The organism is Streptomyces marincola, assembly GCF_020410765.1.
In the GTDB taxonomy this organism is placed as follows: domain Bacteria; phylum Actinomycetota; class Actinomycetes; order Streptomycetales; family Streptomycetaceae; genus Streptomyces; species Streptomyces marincola.
Genome location: NZ_CP084541.1, coordinates 1,723,582 through 1,739,466, shown reverse-complemented (window position 1 = coordinate 1,739,466; position 15,885 = coordinate 1,723,582). Strand labels below are relative to the sequence as shown.

Sequence of the window (15,885 nt, the reverse complement as noted above, 5' to 3'; positions counted from 1 at the left end):
CGGCGCCCGGCGGCGGGCGCGCCGGGGCCTAGCGTTGCTCGCGCACAGGGATGTCCGACACGTCAGGAGTCCGGAACATTGAGCATCAGCATGAGTCCCCCCACCACCCGGCGGACGGTCGCGGCGGCCGTCGCGCTGCTGGCCGCGCTCACCGCGGGCACCCAGTCGGCCGTCGCCGCGCCGGCCGGGGCGCCCGCTCCCGACGAGGCCGGGCTGCGCGGCGCCCTTGAGGAGTCCGTCGAACTGGGCGCGCCGGGCGCGATGGCGCGGTTCGAGGGGCCCGGCGGCGTGGTCGAGGAGACGGTCGGGGAACGGGCGCTCGGCTCGGGGCAGCCGATGGACACCCGCGCGCAGTTCCGCGTCGGCAGCGTGACCAAGACGTTCTCGGCCGTCGTCCTGCTCCAGCTGGTCGGGGAGGGCGCGGCCGGGCTCGACGACGCGGTGAACGACCACCTGCCCGGGCTGCTGCCCGACGACCGGATCACGCTCCGGCACGTCCTGTCCCACCGCAGCGGCCTGTACGACTACAGCAACGACATGTTCGCGCGGACCGTGCCGGGCTTCGAGGCGGTGCGCCACGAGGTGTTCACGCTGCGGGAGCTTGTCGACCTGTCGACCGCGCAGCCGCTGACCGTGGAGCCGGGCTCCGCCTACGCCTACTCGAACGCCAACTTCGTCGTCGCCGGCCTGCTCATCGAGCACCTGACGGGCCAGTCGCTCGCCGACGCCTACCAGGAGCGCGTCATCGGTCCGCTCGGCCTGCACGGCACCGCCTACGTGCACCCGGCGGCCACCTTCCCCGGCGCCCACATCAGCGGGCACCTGACGCCGGACGAGGCCGGGTCGCCGCTGGTGGACTCCACCGAGCAGACGGCCTCGTGGGCGCAGTCGGCCGGGGCGATGATCTCCACGCCCGAGGACCTGAACCGGTTCCTCGAAGCGCTGCTCGGCGGCGAGCTGCTGGGCGCGGGCGAGCTGTCCGAGATGCTGTCCTTCGCGCCCACCGACGGCACGGGCACCCGGCACTACGGTCTCGGGCTGCGGCGGTACGACCTGTCCTGCGACCTGTCGGTGTTCGGGCACACCGGCACCGTGCAGGGCTACTACACCTACGCGTTCGCCACCGAGGACGGCGCGCGCAGCCTGGCGGCGACGGCCAACACGTCGAACAACGGGACCGTCAACACCGCGCTCGGCGAGACCCTGGAGGCGGCGTTCTGCGGTGCGCGGCCGCCCGCCGAGGGGGCGCGGTTCGCGCCCGCGGCCGAGCCCGATCTGCCGGCGGGCGCCCAGGGCCGCTGAACGGCGCCGTGCGCCGGCCCGCGCGCCGGCGCACGGCCGCAGGACGGATCAGCCGAACCGCCATTCGCGCTGGGCGTATTCGAGCACGGCGGGGTCCATCAGCGTGCTGGCGCGCACGTCGCGCTCCCTGCGGTCGAGCGGGAAGACGGTCGCCGCCCGCAGCACCGCGTCGTCCAGGAAACGCAGCGGCGGCACGTCGTCCGCCAGCCGCAGGGGCGGCGCCTGCGCGCCGGGACCGGCCAGCAGGAAGCCCCAGTTGCCGAAGCTCGGCACGTCCACCTGGTACGGCGTGGTCGCGAAGCCGGCCTCGCGCAGCGTCGCGTCGATGGACCAGTAGGTGCGCGGCGCGAAGAACGGCGAGCCGCCCTGCACGACCAGCCGGCCGTCCGGCGCGAGCACGCGCGTGAGCATCGTGTAGAACTCGACGGAGTACAGCTTCGCGGTGGCGGTGTCCTCCGGATCGGGGAAGTCGACGAGCACGGAGTCGAAGCCGCCGGGCGCGTTGCGCAGCCAGGTGAACGCGTCCGCGTTGACCACATCGACGCGCGGGTCGGCCAGCGCGTCGTCGTTCAGCTCGCGCAGCCGGTCCCAGTCGGCGGCGAGGTCGGTCACCGCCCGGTCGAGCTCGACGAGCGTGACCCGTTCCACCTCCTCGTACCGCAGCACCTCGCGCAGCGCCAGCCCGTCGCCGCCGCCGAGGATCAGCACCGAGGAGCGCGGCGGCAGGTCCGCGAGCCCGGGGTGCACCAGGGCCTCGTGGTAGCGGTACTCGTCCACGGACGAGAACTGGAGGTCGCCGTTCAGGAACAGCCGCAGGTCGGCGGTGTCCATGAACCCGAACGACTCGGTGACGACGATCTCCTGGTACGGGGTGCGTTCCGCGTGCACGATCGGGTCCCGGTACAGCCGCTGCCTGGCCGTCATCTCGATGTCGCCCGCGTACACGTACGCGCCCGCGAGCACCGTCAGCACCAGCGCCATCCCGGTCAGCAGCCCGCCGCGCACGATCCTGCGCGTCTGCCCCCTGAAGATCCACAGCACGGCCGCCACGCCCGCGACCGCGTTGACCGCGCCCACCACGAGCACGCCCTTGAGCTGCCCGAACGTCGGCAGCAGCAGGAGCGGGAAGCACAGCCCGCCGACCAGCGCGCCCAGGTAGTCGACGGCGAACATGTCGGCGACCGCGCCGCCCGCCTCCTGCCGCCTGATGCGCTGGAGCAGCGTCATCAGCAGCGGGATCTCCGCGCCGATGAGCAGCCCCACGACGAACGCGACCACCACCATCGCCGGCGTGTAGATCCCCACCCACGCGAACAGCACGTAGAGCAGCAGCACCGACAGCCCGCCGATCAGGGCCAGCAGCCCCTCCACGAGCGCGAACGCGCCGACCGCCCGCCGCTGGAGTGGCTTGGCGGCCAGCGAGCCGACGCCCATGGCGAAGACCATGACCGACAGGACGAGCGAGGTCTGGAAGACCGTGTTCCCGATGAGGTAGCCGCCGAGCGCGACGAGCGCCAGTTCGTAGACGAGGCCGCAGGCGGCGCACAGGAACACGGTGAGCAGCAGCAGGAACCGCGCCAGCCGGGGCCGCGCCGTCACGAGAGTGCCGCGCCGACCATCAGGGCCGTGCCGACGTAGACCGCGCCCTGCACCCAGGCGGCCGGGTGCGGCCGGTTGTCCTGGTCCTCAAGCACCATGGCGCCCATGGGCCCCGGCGTGATCGCGCCGACCACGGCGAACGCCAGGGTCATCACCACGACGCCGGCCAGCCCGTACAGGCCGGTGCTCAGCAGTCCGTAGCCGAGCCCTTCCTCGGACTCGCTGGCGCGGATCGCCTCGGCGATCACCCAGCCGACGCCGAGCATCTCGCCGCCGAGCACGACCGCGGCGCCCTTGTTCCTGTCCTTCCACACGATCTTGGCGAGGTGACCCGGGGTCACCAGGTCGAGCGCGTAGAAGGCCACGGCCATGACGGCGAACCCGACGACGCCGTAGAGCACGGCCTCGCCGGCCGACTGGAATATGTCTCCGACCATTGCTGTGTGTCCGTCCCTGTTCTGTGTACGGGGCCCGCTCGCCGGGCCGGCGCTGCGTTACTTGCCCGAGCCGGGGCCGCCGCCCCTGAAGTCGCCGCCACCGCGGCTCGGGGAGGCCGGCCACACGTGGCCGACGTGGCTGCTGTAGTGGGAACGGGCCTCGTCGTAGCCGTCGATCTCGATGTCGCTGCCGCCGGCCCCGCGCGGTGCCACCACCACGACGTCGTCGTCGTAGCGGAGGAAGACCATGCCGCCGCTGTCGACGCGGTCCTCGGCCCGGCGTTCGCCGATGATCTCGTGCGCGACCGCCACCGGCGTGTCCCGGGCGTCCCGGTACCGGTCGGGGATGCCGGTCGACTCGTAGGTGGCGGCGATCCAGGCGCGGGGCGCGTCGTCGTCATCGTCGCCCCCGCCACCGCAGCCGGTGATCAGCAGGGCGCCGGTGACCGCGGCGGCGGAGAGGGTCCTGGGGCGTATCACGGTGCCTCCAGTCGGGTGCGGGTTTCCACGATCTGGCCGGCCTGGGGATACGTGTGCCAGGTCTGCCAGGTGATGATGCGGGCCGCGCGGTGCGCGGCGAGGGCGGTGACGGCGTCGGGCGAGCCCGGGAACACGCCGCACAGCGCGCCCTCGCGCCCCGCGGTGCGCTCGCGCACCGCCGCCACCCGCGCGGTGAACTCCTCGGCCTCGCACGTCAGGACGCGCGCCTCGAAGCGGTAGCGCCAGCCCTCGACCGTGCGGGTCACGGTGCCCGGCGGGCCGCCGCCAGGCTCCCCGGGCAGGCAGGCCAGCGTTTCGCCGACCGGCCCGGCGAACACCTGGTGGGAGGCGCCGAGCAGCCGCAGCTCGACGGGGAGGCCGCCGAGGTCGAGCCGGGTGACGGCCAGCGCCTCACGGGCGGGCAGCCCGAGCGCGAACGAGAGGTGGTCGGCGCGCGTGTCCAGGTAAGGGGCCGTCAACCGGACGCCGGCGCTCACGCGCCGCCGCCGGGGTAGACCACGAGCGTGCCGGCGGGGACGCGCTCACCGAGTGACACCTCCCACGCGCCGCGCCCCTGGTCGCCGAGGAAGCGCTCGAAGGCGAGGGAACGCCCGCCCGGGCCCTCGAAGTCGGCGTACTCCATGCGGCCGGCCGGGCCGAGCCCGGTCGTGCCCTCGGAGCGGTAGTCGGCGGTGCCGTGCTCGGTCCTGTGGTAAGTGGTGCCCTCGACGGTCAACGAGGTGGCGGCTGGGCGCAGTTCACTGCCGCGTTGTTCCGTCCACAGGACCACTTCGAGGTCGGGGTCCTCCTCGACGGACAGCCAGCGGCGGCCGTCGGCGGTGCCGTCCATGCTGTCGAGGTAGTGCTCCGACCAGGTGAAGCCGCCCTGACGCAGCCGCAGCGAGCCGCGCACGAAGAAGCGTTCGCCCAGGTACTCGACCAGGTCGCCGGCCTTGAGCTGCCGCGGGTCGCCCGCCGTGTCCTGCCCGGGATCGAACGGGTCGCGCGGCGCCCGGCGTTCCGCGTCGGCCCGCGCCGCTTCCCGCGTGCGCCGCGCGCGCAGCAGGACGGCGACCGCGACCCCGAGCGCCACCAGTCCCGCGATGGCCAAAAAAAGGCCCATCGGCCCACCCCCGTTGTGTTCCGCAACCGTTCCCGGAATGCGGCCGAGTATGACACGAGCATGTCCCCGGCAGCCGTCCGGGGGCCTTGCCGCAGGCGGGGCGAGGCCCCCGCGCGGCGCCGGGGCGGGCGCCCGTCCGCCCCGCGGGCGGACGGCCCGGCCGGCGCCCTCGGCGCAGGCCGAAAACCTACGGTCGGCGCGGGTGGAACCGCCGCTGTCCTCGTGACGCGTGCGGCGCGCGTGACTGATTCACACGCCCCAGCGCACGCCCGTCAGCTCCTCCGAGGCGTCCCACAACCGGGCCGCCGCCACGTCGTTCCGCGTCCAGGGCGCGCGCCAGGCGTCGCAGGGGCCGCCGCCGCCGCGCGGGACGCGCGGGCCGAGCAGCCCGGGGCCGGTGAACGAGTCGGGCGCCACGCCGGGCGCGGTGGCGGCGTACAGCGACGGGGTCGCCCCGGCCTCGGGCGGCGTGGCGAACAACCGGGTGCCCAGGCGCGCCAGCCGTTCCTGGAGGCGGCTGCCGACCAGGCGCGCGCCGCGGGTGTGCAGCGCGGAGCGCGCGAACCCGGGGTGCACGGCCGCGGCGACGACGTGCCGGCCGCGCAGCCGGCGGGCCAGCTCGTGGGTGAACAGCAGGTTCGCCGTCTTGGAGCGCCCGTAGGCCACCCAGCGGCCGTACTTGCGCTGGGAGTTGAGGTCGCGCAGATCGACGTTCGCCAGCAGGTGCATGACGCTGGACACGGTGACGACGCGGGCCTGCGGGCTGGCGAGCAGCCGGTCGATGAGCAGCCCGGTGAGGGCGAAGTGGCCCAAATGGTTGACGCCGAACTGCATCTCGAAGCCGTCGGCCGTCCTCGCGTAGGGCACGGCCATCAGTCCGGCGTTGTTGATGAGCAGGTCGAGGCGCCGTTCGCCCCACTCGACGGCGAAGGCCCGCACCGACGCCAGGTCGGCGAGGTCGAGGAGCCGCATCTCGGCGCGGGCCTCCGGTACTTCGTCAAACAGTCGTTCGAGTGCGGCCTGTCCCCGGTCCTGGCTCCGGCAGGCGAGTGCGACGCGCGCGCCGCGCCGGGCCAGCTCGCGGGCGGTCACGTAGCCGAGACCGCTGTTGGCGCCGGTCACCACCGCGGTGCGGCCCTTGAGGTCGGGAATGTCGCGTACGGTCCAGCCCATCCCCCCAGGGTAGGGCCGCACCGCGATGGGTGATGAGAAGAATACGTAACGTTACGGCAGGTGCCGGACCGTCGCCGGGCAGTCGAGCGTGCGGTCGGTGCCCACGGCGCGTTCAGGCCCGGTCAGGGTCAGCGCCACCGTGTGCCCGAGGTCGCCGCTCGACGCGCCGAGGCGCAGTTCGAGGGCGCCGGGCTCGACGATGCGGCGGCCAGGCGCCAGGGTGTAGGCGCTCAGGTCCGCGTGGAAACGGAACGCGACCTCGGCGGAACGGCCGGGTTCGAGGTCGACGCGCGCGTAGCCGATCAGGCGGTTCACCGGCCGCGCCACGCGCGCCACCGGGTCGTGCAGGTACAGCTGCACCACCTCGGTGCCGGCCCGGTCGCCGGTGTTGGTCACGCGCAGGCGCACGGTGGTGGCCCCGTCGGTGTCCAGGGTGCTCGCGTCGGCCGCCGCGCCGTCCCACGCGAACGAGGTGTACGACAGGCCGTGGCCGAACGGGTGCAGCGGCGTCGGGTCGACGCTGCTCGCCTCGCCGGCCCGGCCGAGCGGCGGCGCGAGGTAGGGCGCCGGCTGGCCGCCGGCGTGGCGGGGCACGCCGACCGGCAGCCGGCCCGAGGGGTTGATGCGGCCCGACAGCACGCCGGCGACCGCGCCGCCGCCCTCCTCGCCGGGGAAGAACGCCTGGACGCAGCCGGCCAGCCGGTCGGCCCAGCGGCCGAGCGCGTAGGGCCGGCCGGTCAGCAGCACGAGCACCACGGGCAGGCCGGTGTCGAGCAGCTCGTCGAGCAGCGCGCCCTGGCCGTCGGGCAGGTCGAGGTCGAGCGCGTCGCAGCCCTCGCCCGAGGTGCCGCGGCCGAACAGGCCCGACCTGTCGCCCGCCACCATGACGACCACGTCCGCGCCCTCGGTGTCCGCCGCGTTCTCGGCCAGTGTGACCTCGGCCCCGGGCAGTTCGGCGCGCAGTGCGGCGAAGGCGCTGGCCAGCTCGATGCCGACGGGCAGGTCCGCGTGCCGCACCCCGACGTGCCGGGGGAAGGTGTAGCAGCCGAGCAGCGGCGCGACGTCGTCGGCGAGCGGCCCGGCGACGGCGATCCTGCCGGTTCCGGCGAGCGGCAGGGTGCCGTCGCGGTTGGCGAGCAGCACCACGGACTCCTCGGCCAGCTGCCTGGCGACCTCCCGCATCGCGGGCGGGTCCAGGTCGACGGTGGCGCCGTCGGCCAGCGCGGCCGGCTCGGGCGACCAGTCCGGGTCGAGCAGGCCGAGTTCGGCCTTCTGGGCCAGGACGCGCAGCACGGCGCGGTCGACGAGCTCTTCGGCGACCTCGCCCGACTGCACGGCCTTCAGCAGCGGCCGGCCGTAGCAGCGCTGCGCGGGCAGTTCGACGTCGATGCCCGCGGCGAGCGCGAGGCCCGCGGCCTCGCCGGGGGAGCCGGCCACCTGGTGGGTGAGTTCGAGGAACGACACGGCGAAGTAGTCGGAGACGACCGTGCCGGTGAAGCCCCATTCCTCGCGCAGCAGGGTGGTCAGCAGCCACGCGTCGGCGCTCGCCGGCACCCCGTCGAGGTCGTGGTAGGCGCTCATCACCGAACGCGCGCCGCCCTCGCGCAACGCCATCTCGAACGGGAGCAGCGCGACGTCGGCCAGCTCGCGCGGGCCGATGGACACCGGGGCGTGGTTGCGGGCACCGCGCGAGGCGGCGTGCCCTGCGAAGTGCTTGAGGGTGGCGACGATGCCGGCCGCCTCAAGGCCGCGCACGTAGCCGGTGCCGATGGTGCCGACGAGGTAGGGGTCCTCGCCGATCGTCTCCTCGGTGCGCCCCCAGCGCGGGTCGCGCAGCACGTCGAGCACGGGGGCCAGCCCCTGGTGGATGCCGGCGGAGCGCATCGAGTCGCCGATCAGCCGGGCGGCCCGTTCCACCAGACCGGGGTCGAAGGTGGCGCCCCAGGCCAGCGGAGTCGGGATGACGGCGGCCTGCCAGGCGGCGAACCCGGTGAGGCACTCCTCGTGGACCTGGGCCGGGATGGAGAAGCGGTTGGCGCCCGCGATCCGGCGCTGCTCGTCGGCCAGGGACCTGGCCCGCTCGGTCGGATCGACCGGCGCGGTGCCGAAGGGCCGGGTCAGCTGGCCGAGCCCGTCGGCGAGCAGGGTCTCCAGGTCGGGGGCGGTCGAGTTGATCTGGGACTGCATGGGGGCGACGTCCGCGTCGTCGTCCTCGCCGGCGTCCGAGCCCGGCCAGATGCCGACCAGCTGGGCGAGCTTTTCCTCAAGAGTCATCCGGGACAGCAGTTCCGCGGCGCGGGTCTCGGCCGGGAGTGTCGTGTCCTGCCAGGGGTTGTGCATGGGGCTCCTTGTCCGGGTGGCAGCGGTGCTACCGGCCGCCGACGCCCATCAAACCGTTGATCAGCTGACGGCGGGCGAAGAGGTAGGCGGTGAAGATCGGCACGATCGACAGCACCACGGCCGCGAGCAGCGCGGGGATGTCGACGCGGAACTCTCCGACGAAGTCGTAGAGGCCGAGGGTGAGCACCCGCGTCTCCGGTGACTGGGTGAGGATCAGGGGGAAGAGGAAGCCGTTCCACGCGCCCAGGGCGGAGAACACCCCGACCGTGGAGATGCCGGCCCGCGAGACCGGCACCACGAGCTGGAGCAGGATGCGGGTCTGGCTCGCGCCGTCGAGAGCCATCGACTCGTACAGTTCCTCGTCGATGTCACGCATCGTGCCGACCAGGATGAGCACGCTCACCGGCAGGGAGAACGCGGCGGTCGGCAGGATGATCGCCAGCAGCGTGTCGTACAGCTGGAGTTCGGTGATGATCAGGTAGACGGGGATGATCACCGCCTGGGACGGGATCGCCAGGCCGAGCAGGAAGAGCTGGAAGATCCGGCGCGACATGCGCGACCTGGTCCGCACGATGCTGTAGCTGACGGTCACCGCGAGCGTGATGGCGATGGCCGCGCAGGCCGCGGTCACGATCAGCGTGTTCAGCAGGTAGCGCGGGAAGTCCCCTTCGAGCACCGTGCGGTAGGCGTCGAACGTCGGCTCGCTCGGCAGCGACAGGGGCCCGTTGTCCAGGTAGGACTGCCGCGTCTGGAGGGTCGAGGCGACCAGGATGTACAGCGGGACGATGACGATGACCAGCCACACGGCGGCCCCGAGCCCGCCCGCGTAGTTGGCGCGGGGCAGGCGGAACGGCTTCCTGGCCGGCCGGGTGCCGCGCGGCGCGTGGCTCGCCGCGGTGCCGGCCCGCTTGTCGATGGTCCGGTTCACAAGCCCTCCCGGGTGCTGCGCATCCTGGTGAACCCGGTCAGCCGCACCAGCAGCAGGGACGCGGCGGTGGCGACCACGACGAGGGCGGTGGCGACGGCGCTCGCGTAGCCGAGGTCGAACGCCTTGAACCCGGTGTCGTACATCAGGTAGGGAACGATCGCGGTGGCGTCCCCCGGCCCGCCGCGGGTCAGGATGAGCACGGTGTCGAAGTAGGTGAGCGCTCCGACCACCATCAGCACGGTGGAGGTGACGATGGTGTTGCGCAGTTGGGGCAGCGTGATGTGGAAGAACTGCCGCACGGTGCCGGCTCCGTCGATGGAGGCGGCGTCGTAGAACGAACGCGGGATCTGCCGCGCGCCGCCCTGGTAGATCAGCATGTGGAACGGCACGAACTGCCAGCCGGTGACGAACAGGATCGCCGCGAAGGCCCCGCGTTCCGAACCGAGCAGGTCGGCGCTCTCCAGGCCGAGGAAGTCGGCGATGTCGGGCGCGAGGCCGAAGTTCGGGTCGAAGATGGTGCGCCACAGCAGGGCGAGCGCCACGGACGAGGCCAGCAGCGGCACGAAGAAGATGGCGGACAGCACCGCGCGGTTGCGCTGCCGGCCGGCCGCCCAGACGCCGAGCAGCAGCACGATCGGGGTCTGCGTCAGCCAGGTGAGGGCGGTCAGGAGCAGGCTCAGCCACACGGCGTTGCGCATGCCGTCGTCCTGCCACAGCCGCGACCAGTTGTCGAGGCCGCTCCAGACCGGGTCGCTCAGGCCGTTCCAGTCGGTGAAGGACAGGTAACCGACGATGGCCATCGGGGCGCCGGCGAAGAAGAGGAAGAAGAGGGCGCCCGGGATCGCCCAGGCAATGCCTGGGCGACCGGTGCGCGGCGCGCTCGGGTGTTTCTCGCGGTTCACGTCGACCTACAGGGCCTGTGCGGTCTCGACGAATTCCTGGGGGCTGAGCTGCCCGCTGAACAGCTGCTCGATGGCGTCGATGAGCGGCGCGGCCTGGGCCGCCGGCAGCGCCTGGTCCCAGGAGAGCGTGAAGGAGGACGCGTTGCTGATCAGGTCCCACTGGAAGGCGGCGTACTCCGGGTTGGGACTGGAGGCGATCAGGTCCTCCGCGTTGGTCGTGGCCGGGATGTCGCCGTTGTCGATGAGGGCCTGGGCGTACTCCTCGGTCCCGTTCATCTTCAGGAACTCGATGGCCGCGTCGAGCCGTTCGCCCTCGACGTTGGAGTTGACCGACCAGTAGTTGGTGGGGTTGCCGACGACGGCCGAGGGGTCGCCGGAGCCGCCCTCGATGGTCGGGAACGCGGCCCACGCGAGGTCGTTCTCGGCGAACTCGGGCTGGTTGGTCAGCTGGTTGCCGTACTCCCAGCTGCCCATCAGGTGCATGGCGGCCTCGCCTTGGGCGAAGAAGGTGGAGGCGCCGTCCGTGGTGTAGCCGACCGAGCGGAAGTCGTTGCCGAACGCGCCGGCGTCGACGAGTTCGACCGTGGTCTCAAGCGCTTCGAGGACGGCGGGCTCGCCCCACGCGCTGGAGTCGCCGTTGCGGATGCGGTCGAAGATCGCGGAGCTGCCCTGGCGGTCCAGGAGGTACTCGATCCACATCAGTTCGGTCCACGGGTCCGCGCCGGCCAGGACGGACGGGGTGATGTCCCGCTCCTGGAAGGTCTCGACCAGGGCGAAGAGGTCGTCCAGGGTCTCGGGCGGCTGGACGCCGGCCTCGTCGAAGAGGGTCTGGTTGTAGAAGAGGATGACGGGCTGGACGCCCCGCATCGGGATGCCGTAGTAACGGCCGTCCACCGCGCCGGCGTCCAGGATCGTCGGGAGGAAGGCGTCCCGGAACTCCTCGTCGTCGGCGAGGACATCGGTGAGGTCGACCAGCATGTCCTCGGCGACGAAGTCGCTGATGCTGCCGCCGCCCCAGTTGAAGAAGATGTCCGGGGCGTTGGAGCTGCCCATCGCGGTCCGCATCCGGTCCTGGTAGTTCTCGCCCGGCACCTGCGTGAGGTTGATGTCGATGTCCGAGGACTCGTTGAACCGTTCGACGAGATCTTCCTGGATCACGGTCGCGCCGTCCTGGTAGACCCACACCTCCAGGGCGTCGCCGCCCGCGCCGCCGGGGCCGTCGCTGCCGCAGGCAGCGAGCACGGGCGCGGCCAGCGCGAGTGCTGCCGCGCCCGCGAGGGTTCTGGTCCGCCGGGTTCGCCAGGAGTCAAGGCTTCGCATCGCACACCTTCCGGAAACTAACCGAAAATTATCGGGCAGGTGCCGAAGGAAGTTACGGCGCCGTGGCGGCCACGTCAACGGGGCGGACGGCAACAAGTCGGTTAACGCGCCACACGCGGCGGGCCCGTTCCGGCTCAGGCGGCGGCCGGCGGTGGCGCGGTGGACGCCCTGACCACCAGCTCAGTGGCCAACTCAAGGCGGGGCGAGTCGATTTCCTCGCCGCGCGCTTGGCGCAATACCGTCCGGGCGGCGACCTTGCCCATTTCGGCCAGCGGCTGGCGCACCGTCGTGAGCGGTGGGGCGGACCAGCGCATTTCCGGAAGGTCGTCGAATCCGACGACACTGACGTCCTGCGGCACCCGCAGCCCGCGCTGCCGCAGCGCCTCGATCGCCCCCATGGCCATCTGGTCGCTCGCGGCGAAGATCGCGGTCGGCGGCTGCGCCAGGTCCATCAGCCGGCCGCAGCCCGTGAAGCCGCCCTCGTGGTAGAAGTCGCCCGGCACGGTCAGCTCCTCCTCGGGCGCGAGACCGGCCGATTCCAGCGCCGCCCGGTACCCGTCGAGCCTGGCCCGGCTGCACAGCAGGCGCGGCGGGCCCGCGATGAACCCGATGCGCCGGTGGCCGAGCTGGAGCAGGTGCTCGGTGGCGGCCAGGCCGCCCGCCCAGTTGGTCGCGCCGATCGTCGGCGCGGTGAGCGCGGGGGCGCCGGCCGGGTCCACGACGACGATCGGCACGCCGAGCCGGTGCAACTCCTTGTGCAGTACGGGTTCGAGCGCCGAGGTCACCAGGATCACCCCGTCGGAGGCGCGGGCCCGCAGGTTCGTCATCCACTGCCTGGCCGCGCCGGCGCGGTCGTGGATGGCCGAAACCACCGTGCCCACGCCCGAGGCGTGGGCGACCTCCTCGACGCCCCGGATGATCTCCACGGCCCAGGGGCTGTCGAGGTCGTTGAAGACGAGGTCGAGCAGCGCCGCCCGGTCGCCGGGCGCGTGGGTGCGGCGGCGGTAGCCGTACTGCCGCAGCAGTTCCTCGACCTTCGCGCGGGTCTCGGGCGCGACGTCGGAGCGCCCGTTGACCACGCGGGAGACCGTGGGCACCGAGACCCCCGCCTCCCGTGCGATGGCCGTGATCGTGACCTTGCGTTCCCCTGTCATGGGCACCTCTTCTGTCAGTTCAGGACACCGGAAGTTTTTCGACATTATTCCGGAAGTCTTGACGGGGCCCGGGTCGGCCCATAGAAACGGACCGTCAGCCTGCGGGGGCATGACAAGGAAAGGGGTACGTCCATGCTATCCCTGGTGCGCCAGGCCGCCGTCGTCTTCGCTGCCGGGGCTCTGCTCTCCGGTGTGGTGACGCACGGCAGCGCGCTGGCACAGGAGCCATCGGCCCAGGCGGGCACGCTGCGTGAAGCGGCGGAGGCCGAGGGGGTCTTCATCGGCTCGGCCATCGCCGACCACCGGTTGAGCGACTCGCGGTACAACGCGATCGCGAGCACCGAGTTCAACAGCGTCACCGCCGAGAACGTCATGAAGTGGGAGTCGATCCAGCCCTCCCGCGGCTCGTTCAACTTCGCCGGCGGGGACCGGCTGGTCGACTTCGCGGAGCAGAACGACCAGCAGGTCTGGGGCCACACCCTCGTGTGGCACAGCCAGCTGCCGGACTGGGTGGAGTACGGCGGGTTCGACGCCGCCGAGCTGACCGAGATCACGGACGAGCACATCACCACGGTGATGGACCACTACGAGGGCGACATCGCCTACTGGGACGTGGTCAACGAGGCGTTCAACGAGGACGGGACGTTCCGCCAGTCGGTGTTCCAGCAGACGATCGGCGAGGAGTACATCGCCAACGCCTTCCGCACCGCGGAGCAGGCCGACCCCGGTGCCAAGCTGTGCATCAACGACTACAACATCGAGGGTGTCAACGCCAAGAGCAACGGCATGTACAACCTCGTGCGGGGGCTGCTGGCCGACGGCGTGCCGATCGACTGCGTCGGCTTCCAGTCGCACCTGATCCTCGACATGATCCCCGGCGACATCCAGACCAACCTCCAGCGCTTCGCCGACCTCGGCGTCGAGGTGATCGTCACCGAGCTCGACATCCGCATCCCGATGCCCGCGGACAACGCGGAACTCCAGCGCCAGGGCGACCAGTTCGAAAGCGTGGTCAGCAGCTGCCTCGCCGTCGACGGCTGCGCGGGCGTCACCGTGTGGGGCTTCGGTGACGCCGACTCGTGGGTGCCCGACGTCTTCGAGGGGGAGGGCGCCGCCTGCCTCTACGACGAGAACTACCAGCCGAAACCCGCCTACGACGGGGTCCTCACCGGCCTGGGCGGCGAGCCCGGCGGCGGGCCCGGCCCGGGACCCGGGCCCGGAGAGGGCTGCGTCGCCAACTACCAGGTCACCAGCCGCTGGAACGCCGGTTCCGTCGTGCAGGTCGGCATCACCGTGGACCGGGCGGTCAGCGGCTGGACGGTCACCTTCAGCCTGCCGGCCGGCGAGTCCGTCACCAGCCACTGGAACACCCAGCTGAGCCAGAACGGCACCACCGTGACGGCGCGCAACGCCCCCTACAACGGCAACGTGCCGGCGGGCGGCACGCTGAACTTCGGCTTCCAGACCAACAGCGGAGCCGTCTACAGCGCGCCCGGGGTGACTCTCAACGGAGCCGCCTGCCGCGCGGCATGACCGGCGCCTGACCCACTCGCCCCTTCGCCGCCACCCCTCCGCCACCGCCCGTCCGGCCGCGGCCCTCGCGCCGCCGCCGGACGGGCGGTGCGGTCACGGCAGCCCCACGCCCGCGGCCATCCGGCGCGCCGCGTGGGCGAACAGGTCCGCGCGTGACTCCTCCAGCACGCCCGTGTACTGGCCGAACACCTCGAACGCGACCAGCCCGGTCAGCTGGGCCCAGCCGGCCAGGACGGCCGCCATCGCGGACCCGGGCAGCCCGGGGGCGTGCTCCTCGGCCAGCGCCTCCGCCTCGGCGAGCGCGGCCCGCGGCGGCGGGCCGCCCGGCACGGGGCCAAGGCGTCCGGCCCGGTGCGCCTCGACCGCCACCGCGAGCAGCGCGCGCGGCACGCGCGTGCCCGGGCCGCTCGTGTCCTGCGGCGCCGCGTAACCGGGCACGGGGGTGCCGTGTATCAGCGCGAACTCGTGCGGGTTGGCCAGCCCCCACGCGCGCACCGACAGGCACACGGCCGTCCAGCGCTCGGCCGGCGAAAGCTCCTCCGACTCCGCCCCGGTCAGGGCCTCCTCCGCGGCATCGCCCAGGGCGTCGTAGGCGTCGATGATGAGCGCCGTCAGCAGCTCGTCCCGGCTGGGGAAATACCGGTAGAGGGCGGAAGAGGCCATGCCCAGGCTCCGGGAGACCGCGCGCAGCGACAGCTGGGCGGCGCCCTCGGCCGCTATGCGGTCCCTCGCCTCGGACTTGATCGCCGCGGTCACCTCGCGCCTGGCCCGTTCCCTGGCTCCCCGGATCGCAGTCATGTCCGCCAGTGTGCCACCGTCCGGATCGCCGTTCAACAACGAGAGCACTGCTCTTGTTTTTGAGTGGCGCCTCGTGCATGCTGAGGGGGAACGCGGATCGGTGCTCGTGAACGAGAGCACCGCTCGCGGTCCCGGTGGGTTCCGTACGCCGTCACCCGGTGTCGCTCCCGTCCCGGCCGTCCGTCCTGTCGCCTTCCCCTGTCCTTCACCGGTCCTCTGCCGTGCTTCGCCCGGCCCAGCCCTGCCCTGCCAAGGAGTCCCGATGCACACCTCCCCCTACGTCAAGCGGCCCGGGCGGATCACCCGCCGCGTGGTCAACCCCCTGATCGCCTTCCTCACCCGCCGCGGACTGAGCGTCTGGGGCTCCCGGATGCTCGCCGTGCGTGGCCGCACGACGGGGAGTGGCGCACCACGCCGGTCAACCTGCTGACCGTGGACGGCCGGCACTACCTCGTGGCCCCGCGCGGGCACGTGCAGTGGACGCGCAACATGCGGGCAGCGGGCGGTGGCCGGCTGCTCCTGGGCAGGACCTCGCAGGACTTCGTCGCCGAGGAGGTGCCGGACGAGGAGAAGCCGGCGCTGCTGCGCGCCTACCTCAAGCGCTGGAAGGCCGAAGTGGGCGTCTTCTTCCGGGGGGTGGGCCCGGATTCCCCGGAGGAGGACCTGCGCCGCATAGCCCCCGACCACCCGGTGTTCCGCATCACCCTCGCCGCCGCCTGACCGCCGGGCCGCCCGGACGCCCGTGGGGTGCCCGCCGGGCCGGGCCGCAGGCGCGCTCCACGGGCTGGGCGGGCGT

14 protein-coding genes and 1 pseudogene are annotated in these 15,885 nt (G+C 72.7%); 3 read left to right on the top strand and 12 right to left on the bottom strand.

The window, feature by feature from the left end; genetic code table 11:
- Positions 1-90 precede the first annotated feature (90 nt).
- Positions 91-1,302, top strand: coding sequence for a serine hydrolase domain-containing protein (locus LC193_RS07425; RefSeq protein ID WP_226072726.1), 1,212 nt, complete (start codon positions 91-93; stop codon positions 1,300-1,302).
- A 48-nt stretch (positions 1,303-1,350) separates the two neighbouring features.
- Here the strand turns inward: LC193_RS07425 and LC193_RS07420 are convergent, their stop codons facing one another.
- The 11 genes from LC193_RS07420 to LC193_RS07370 form a co-directional block, all read right to left on the bottom strand.
- Positions 1,351-2,901: a polyamine aminopropyltransferase gene (locus LC193_RS07420; RefSeq protein WP_318842132.1), complete on the bottom strand. Its 1,551-nt coding sequence runs from the start codon at positions 2,899-2,901 to the stop codon at positions 1,351-1,353.
- Positions 2,898-3,338, bottom strand: coding sequence for a DUF350 domain-containing protein (locus LC193_RS07415; RefSeq protein ID WP_226072724.1), 441 nt, complete (start codon positions 3,336-3,338; stop codon positions 2,898-2,900). The genes LC193_RS07420 and LC193_RS07415 overlap by 4 nt, the downstream gene beginning before the upstream one ends.
- Before the next feature lie 57 nt (positions 3,339-3,395).
- Positions 3,396-3,818, bottom strand: a complete 423-nt coding sequence (locus tag LC193_RS07410; RefSeq protein ID WP_226072722.1) for a DUF4247 domain-containing protein — start codon at positions 3,816-3,818, stop codon at positions 3,396-3,398.
- Positions 3,815-4,315 carry a DUF2617 family protein gene (locus LC193_RS07405; RefSeq protein WP_226072720.1) on the bottom strand — a complete coding sequence of 167 codons (501 nt, stop codon included), beginning with the start codon at positions 4,313-4,315 and terminating at the stop codon, positions 3,815-3,817. The genes LC193_RS07410 and LC193_RS07405 overlap by 4 nt, the downstream gene beginning before the upstream one ends.
- Entirely contained in the window at positions 4,312-4,941 is a 630-nt protein-coding gene (locus LC193_RS07400; RefSeq protein ID WP_226072718.1) for a DUF4178 domain-containing protein, read from the bottom strand. Before LC193_RS07400 ends, LC193_RS07405 begins: the two co-directional genes overlap by 4 nt.
- Before the next feature lie 249 nt (positions 4,942-5,190).
- A complete protein-coding gene (locus tag LC193_RS07395) occupies positions 5,191-6,114 on the bottom strand; it encodes an oxidoreductase (RefSeq protein ID WP_226072716.1) in 924 nt (307 codons plus the stop codon).
- A gap of 51 nt (positions 6,115-6,165) precedes the next feature.
- On the bottom strand, positions 6,166-8,454 hold the full coding sequence (locus tag LC193_RS07390; protein ID WP_226072714.1) for a beta-xylosidase/alpha-l-arabinosidase: 2,289 nt from the start codon (positions 8,452-8,454) through the stop codon (positions 6,166-6,168).
- Between the two features lie 28 nt (positions 8,455-8,482).
- Positions 8,483-9,382, bottom strand: a complete 900-nt coding sequence (locus tag LC193_RS07385; protein ID WP_404819367.1) for a carbohydrate ABC transporter permease — start codon at positions 9,380-9,382, stop codon at positions 8,483-8,485.
- Entirely contained in the window at positions 9,379-10,284 is a 906-nt protein-coding gene (locus LC193_RS07380) for a carbohydrate ABC transporter permease (protein ID WP_086160744.1), read from the bottom strand. Before LC193_RS07380 ends, LC193_RS07385 begins: the two co-directional genes overlap by 4 nt.
- A gap of 6 nt (positions 10,285-10,290) precedes the next feature.
- Positions 10,291-11,604 (bottom strand): extracellular solute-binding protein, encoded by a 1,314-nt coding sequence (locus LC193_RS07375; RefSeq protein WP_226072713.1) that lies wholly within the window; start codon positions 11,602-11,604, stop codon positions 10,291-10,293.
- Positions 11,605-11,738: 134 nt separating this feature from the next.
- The gene (locus LC193_RS07370) at positions 11,739-12,758 is read right to left on the bottom strand and encodes a LacI family DNA-binding transcriptional regulator (RefSeq protein ID WP_226072712.1); all 1,020 of its coding nucleotides are present in this window, start codon (positions 12,756-12,758) and stop codon (positions 11,739-11,741) included.
- 132 nt (positions 12,759-12,890) lie between these two features.
- On the opposite strand from LC193_RS07370, the gene LC193_RS07365 reads away from it, so the two are divergent.
- Positions 12,891-14,291 carry an endo-1,4-beta-xylanase gene (locus LC193_RS07365; RefSeq protein WP_226072711.1) on the top strand — a complete coding sequence of 467 codons (1,401 nt, stop codon included), beginning with the start codon at positions 12,891-12,893 and terminating at the stop codon, positions 14,289-14,291.
- A gap of 93 nt (positions 14,292-14,384) precedes the next feature.
- Here LC193_RS07365 and LC193_RS07360 read toward each other — a convergent pair whose 3' ends face one another.
- Entirely contained in the window at positions 14,385-15,089 is a 705-nt protein-coding gene (locus tag LC193_RS07360) for a TetR/AcrR family transcriptional regulator (protein ID WP_226072710.1), read from the bottom strand.
- Positions 15,090-15,351: 262 nt separating this feature from the next.
- Between LC193_RS07360 and LC193_RS07355 the strand changes: the two are divergent.
- A pseudogene (locus LC193_RS07355) lies at positions 15,352-15,809 on the top strand (nitroreductase/quinone reductase family protein).
- Positions 15,810-15,885: the final 76 nt, after the last annotated feature.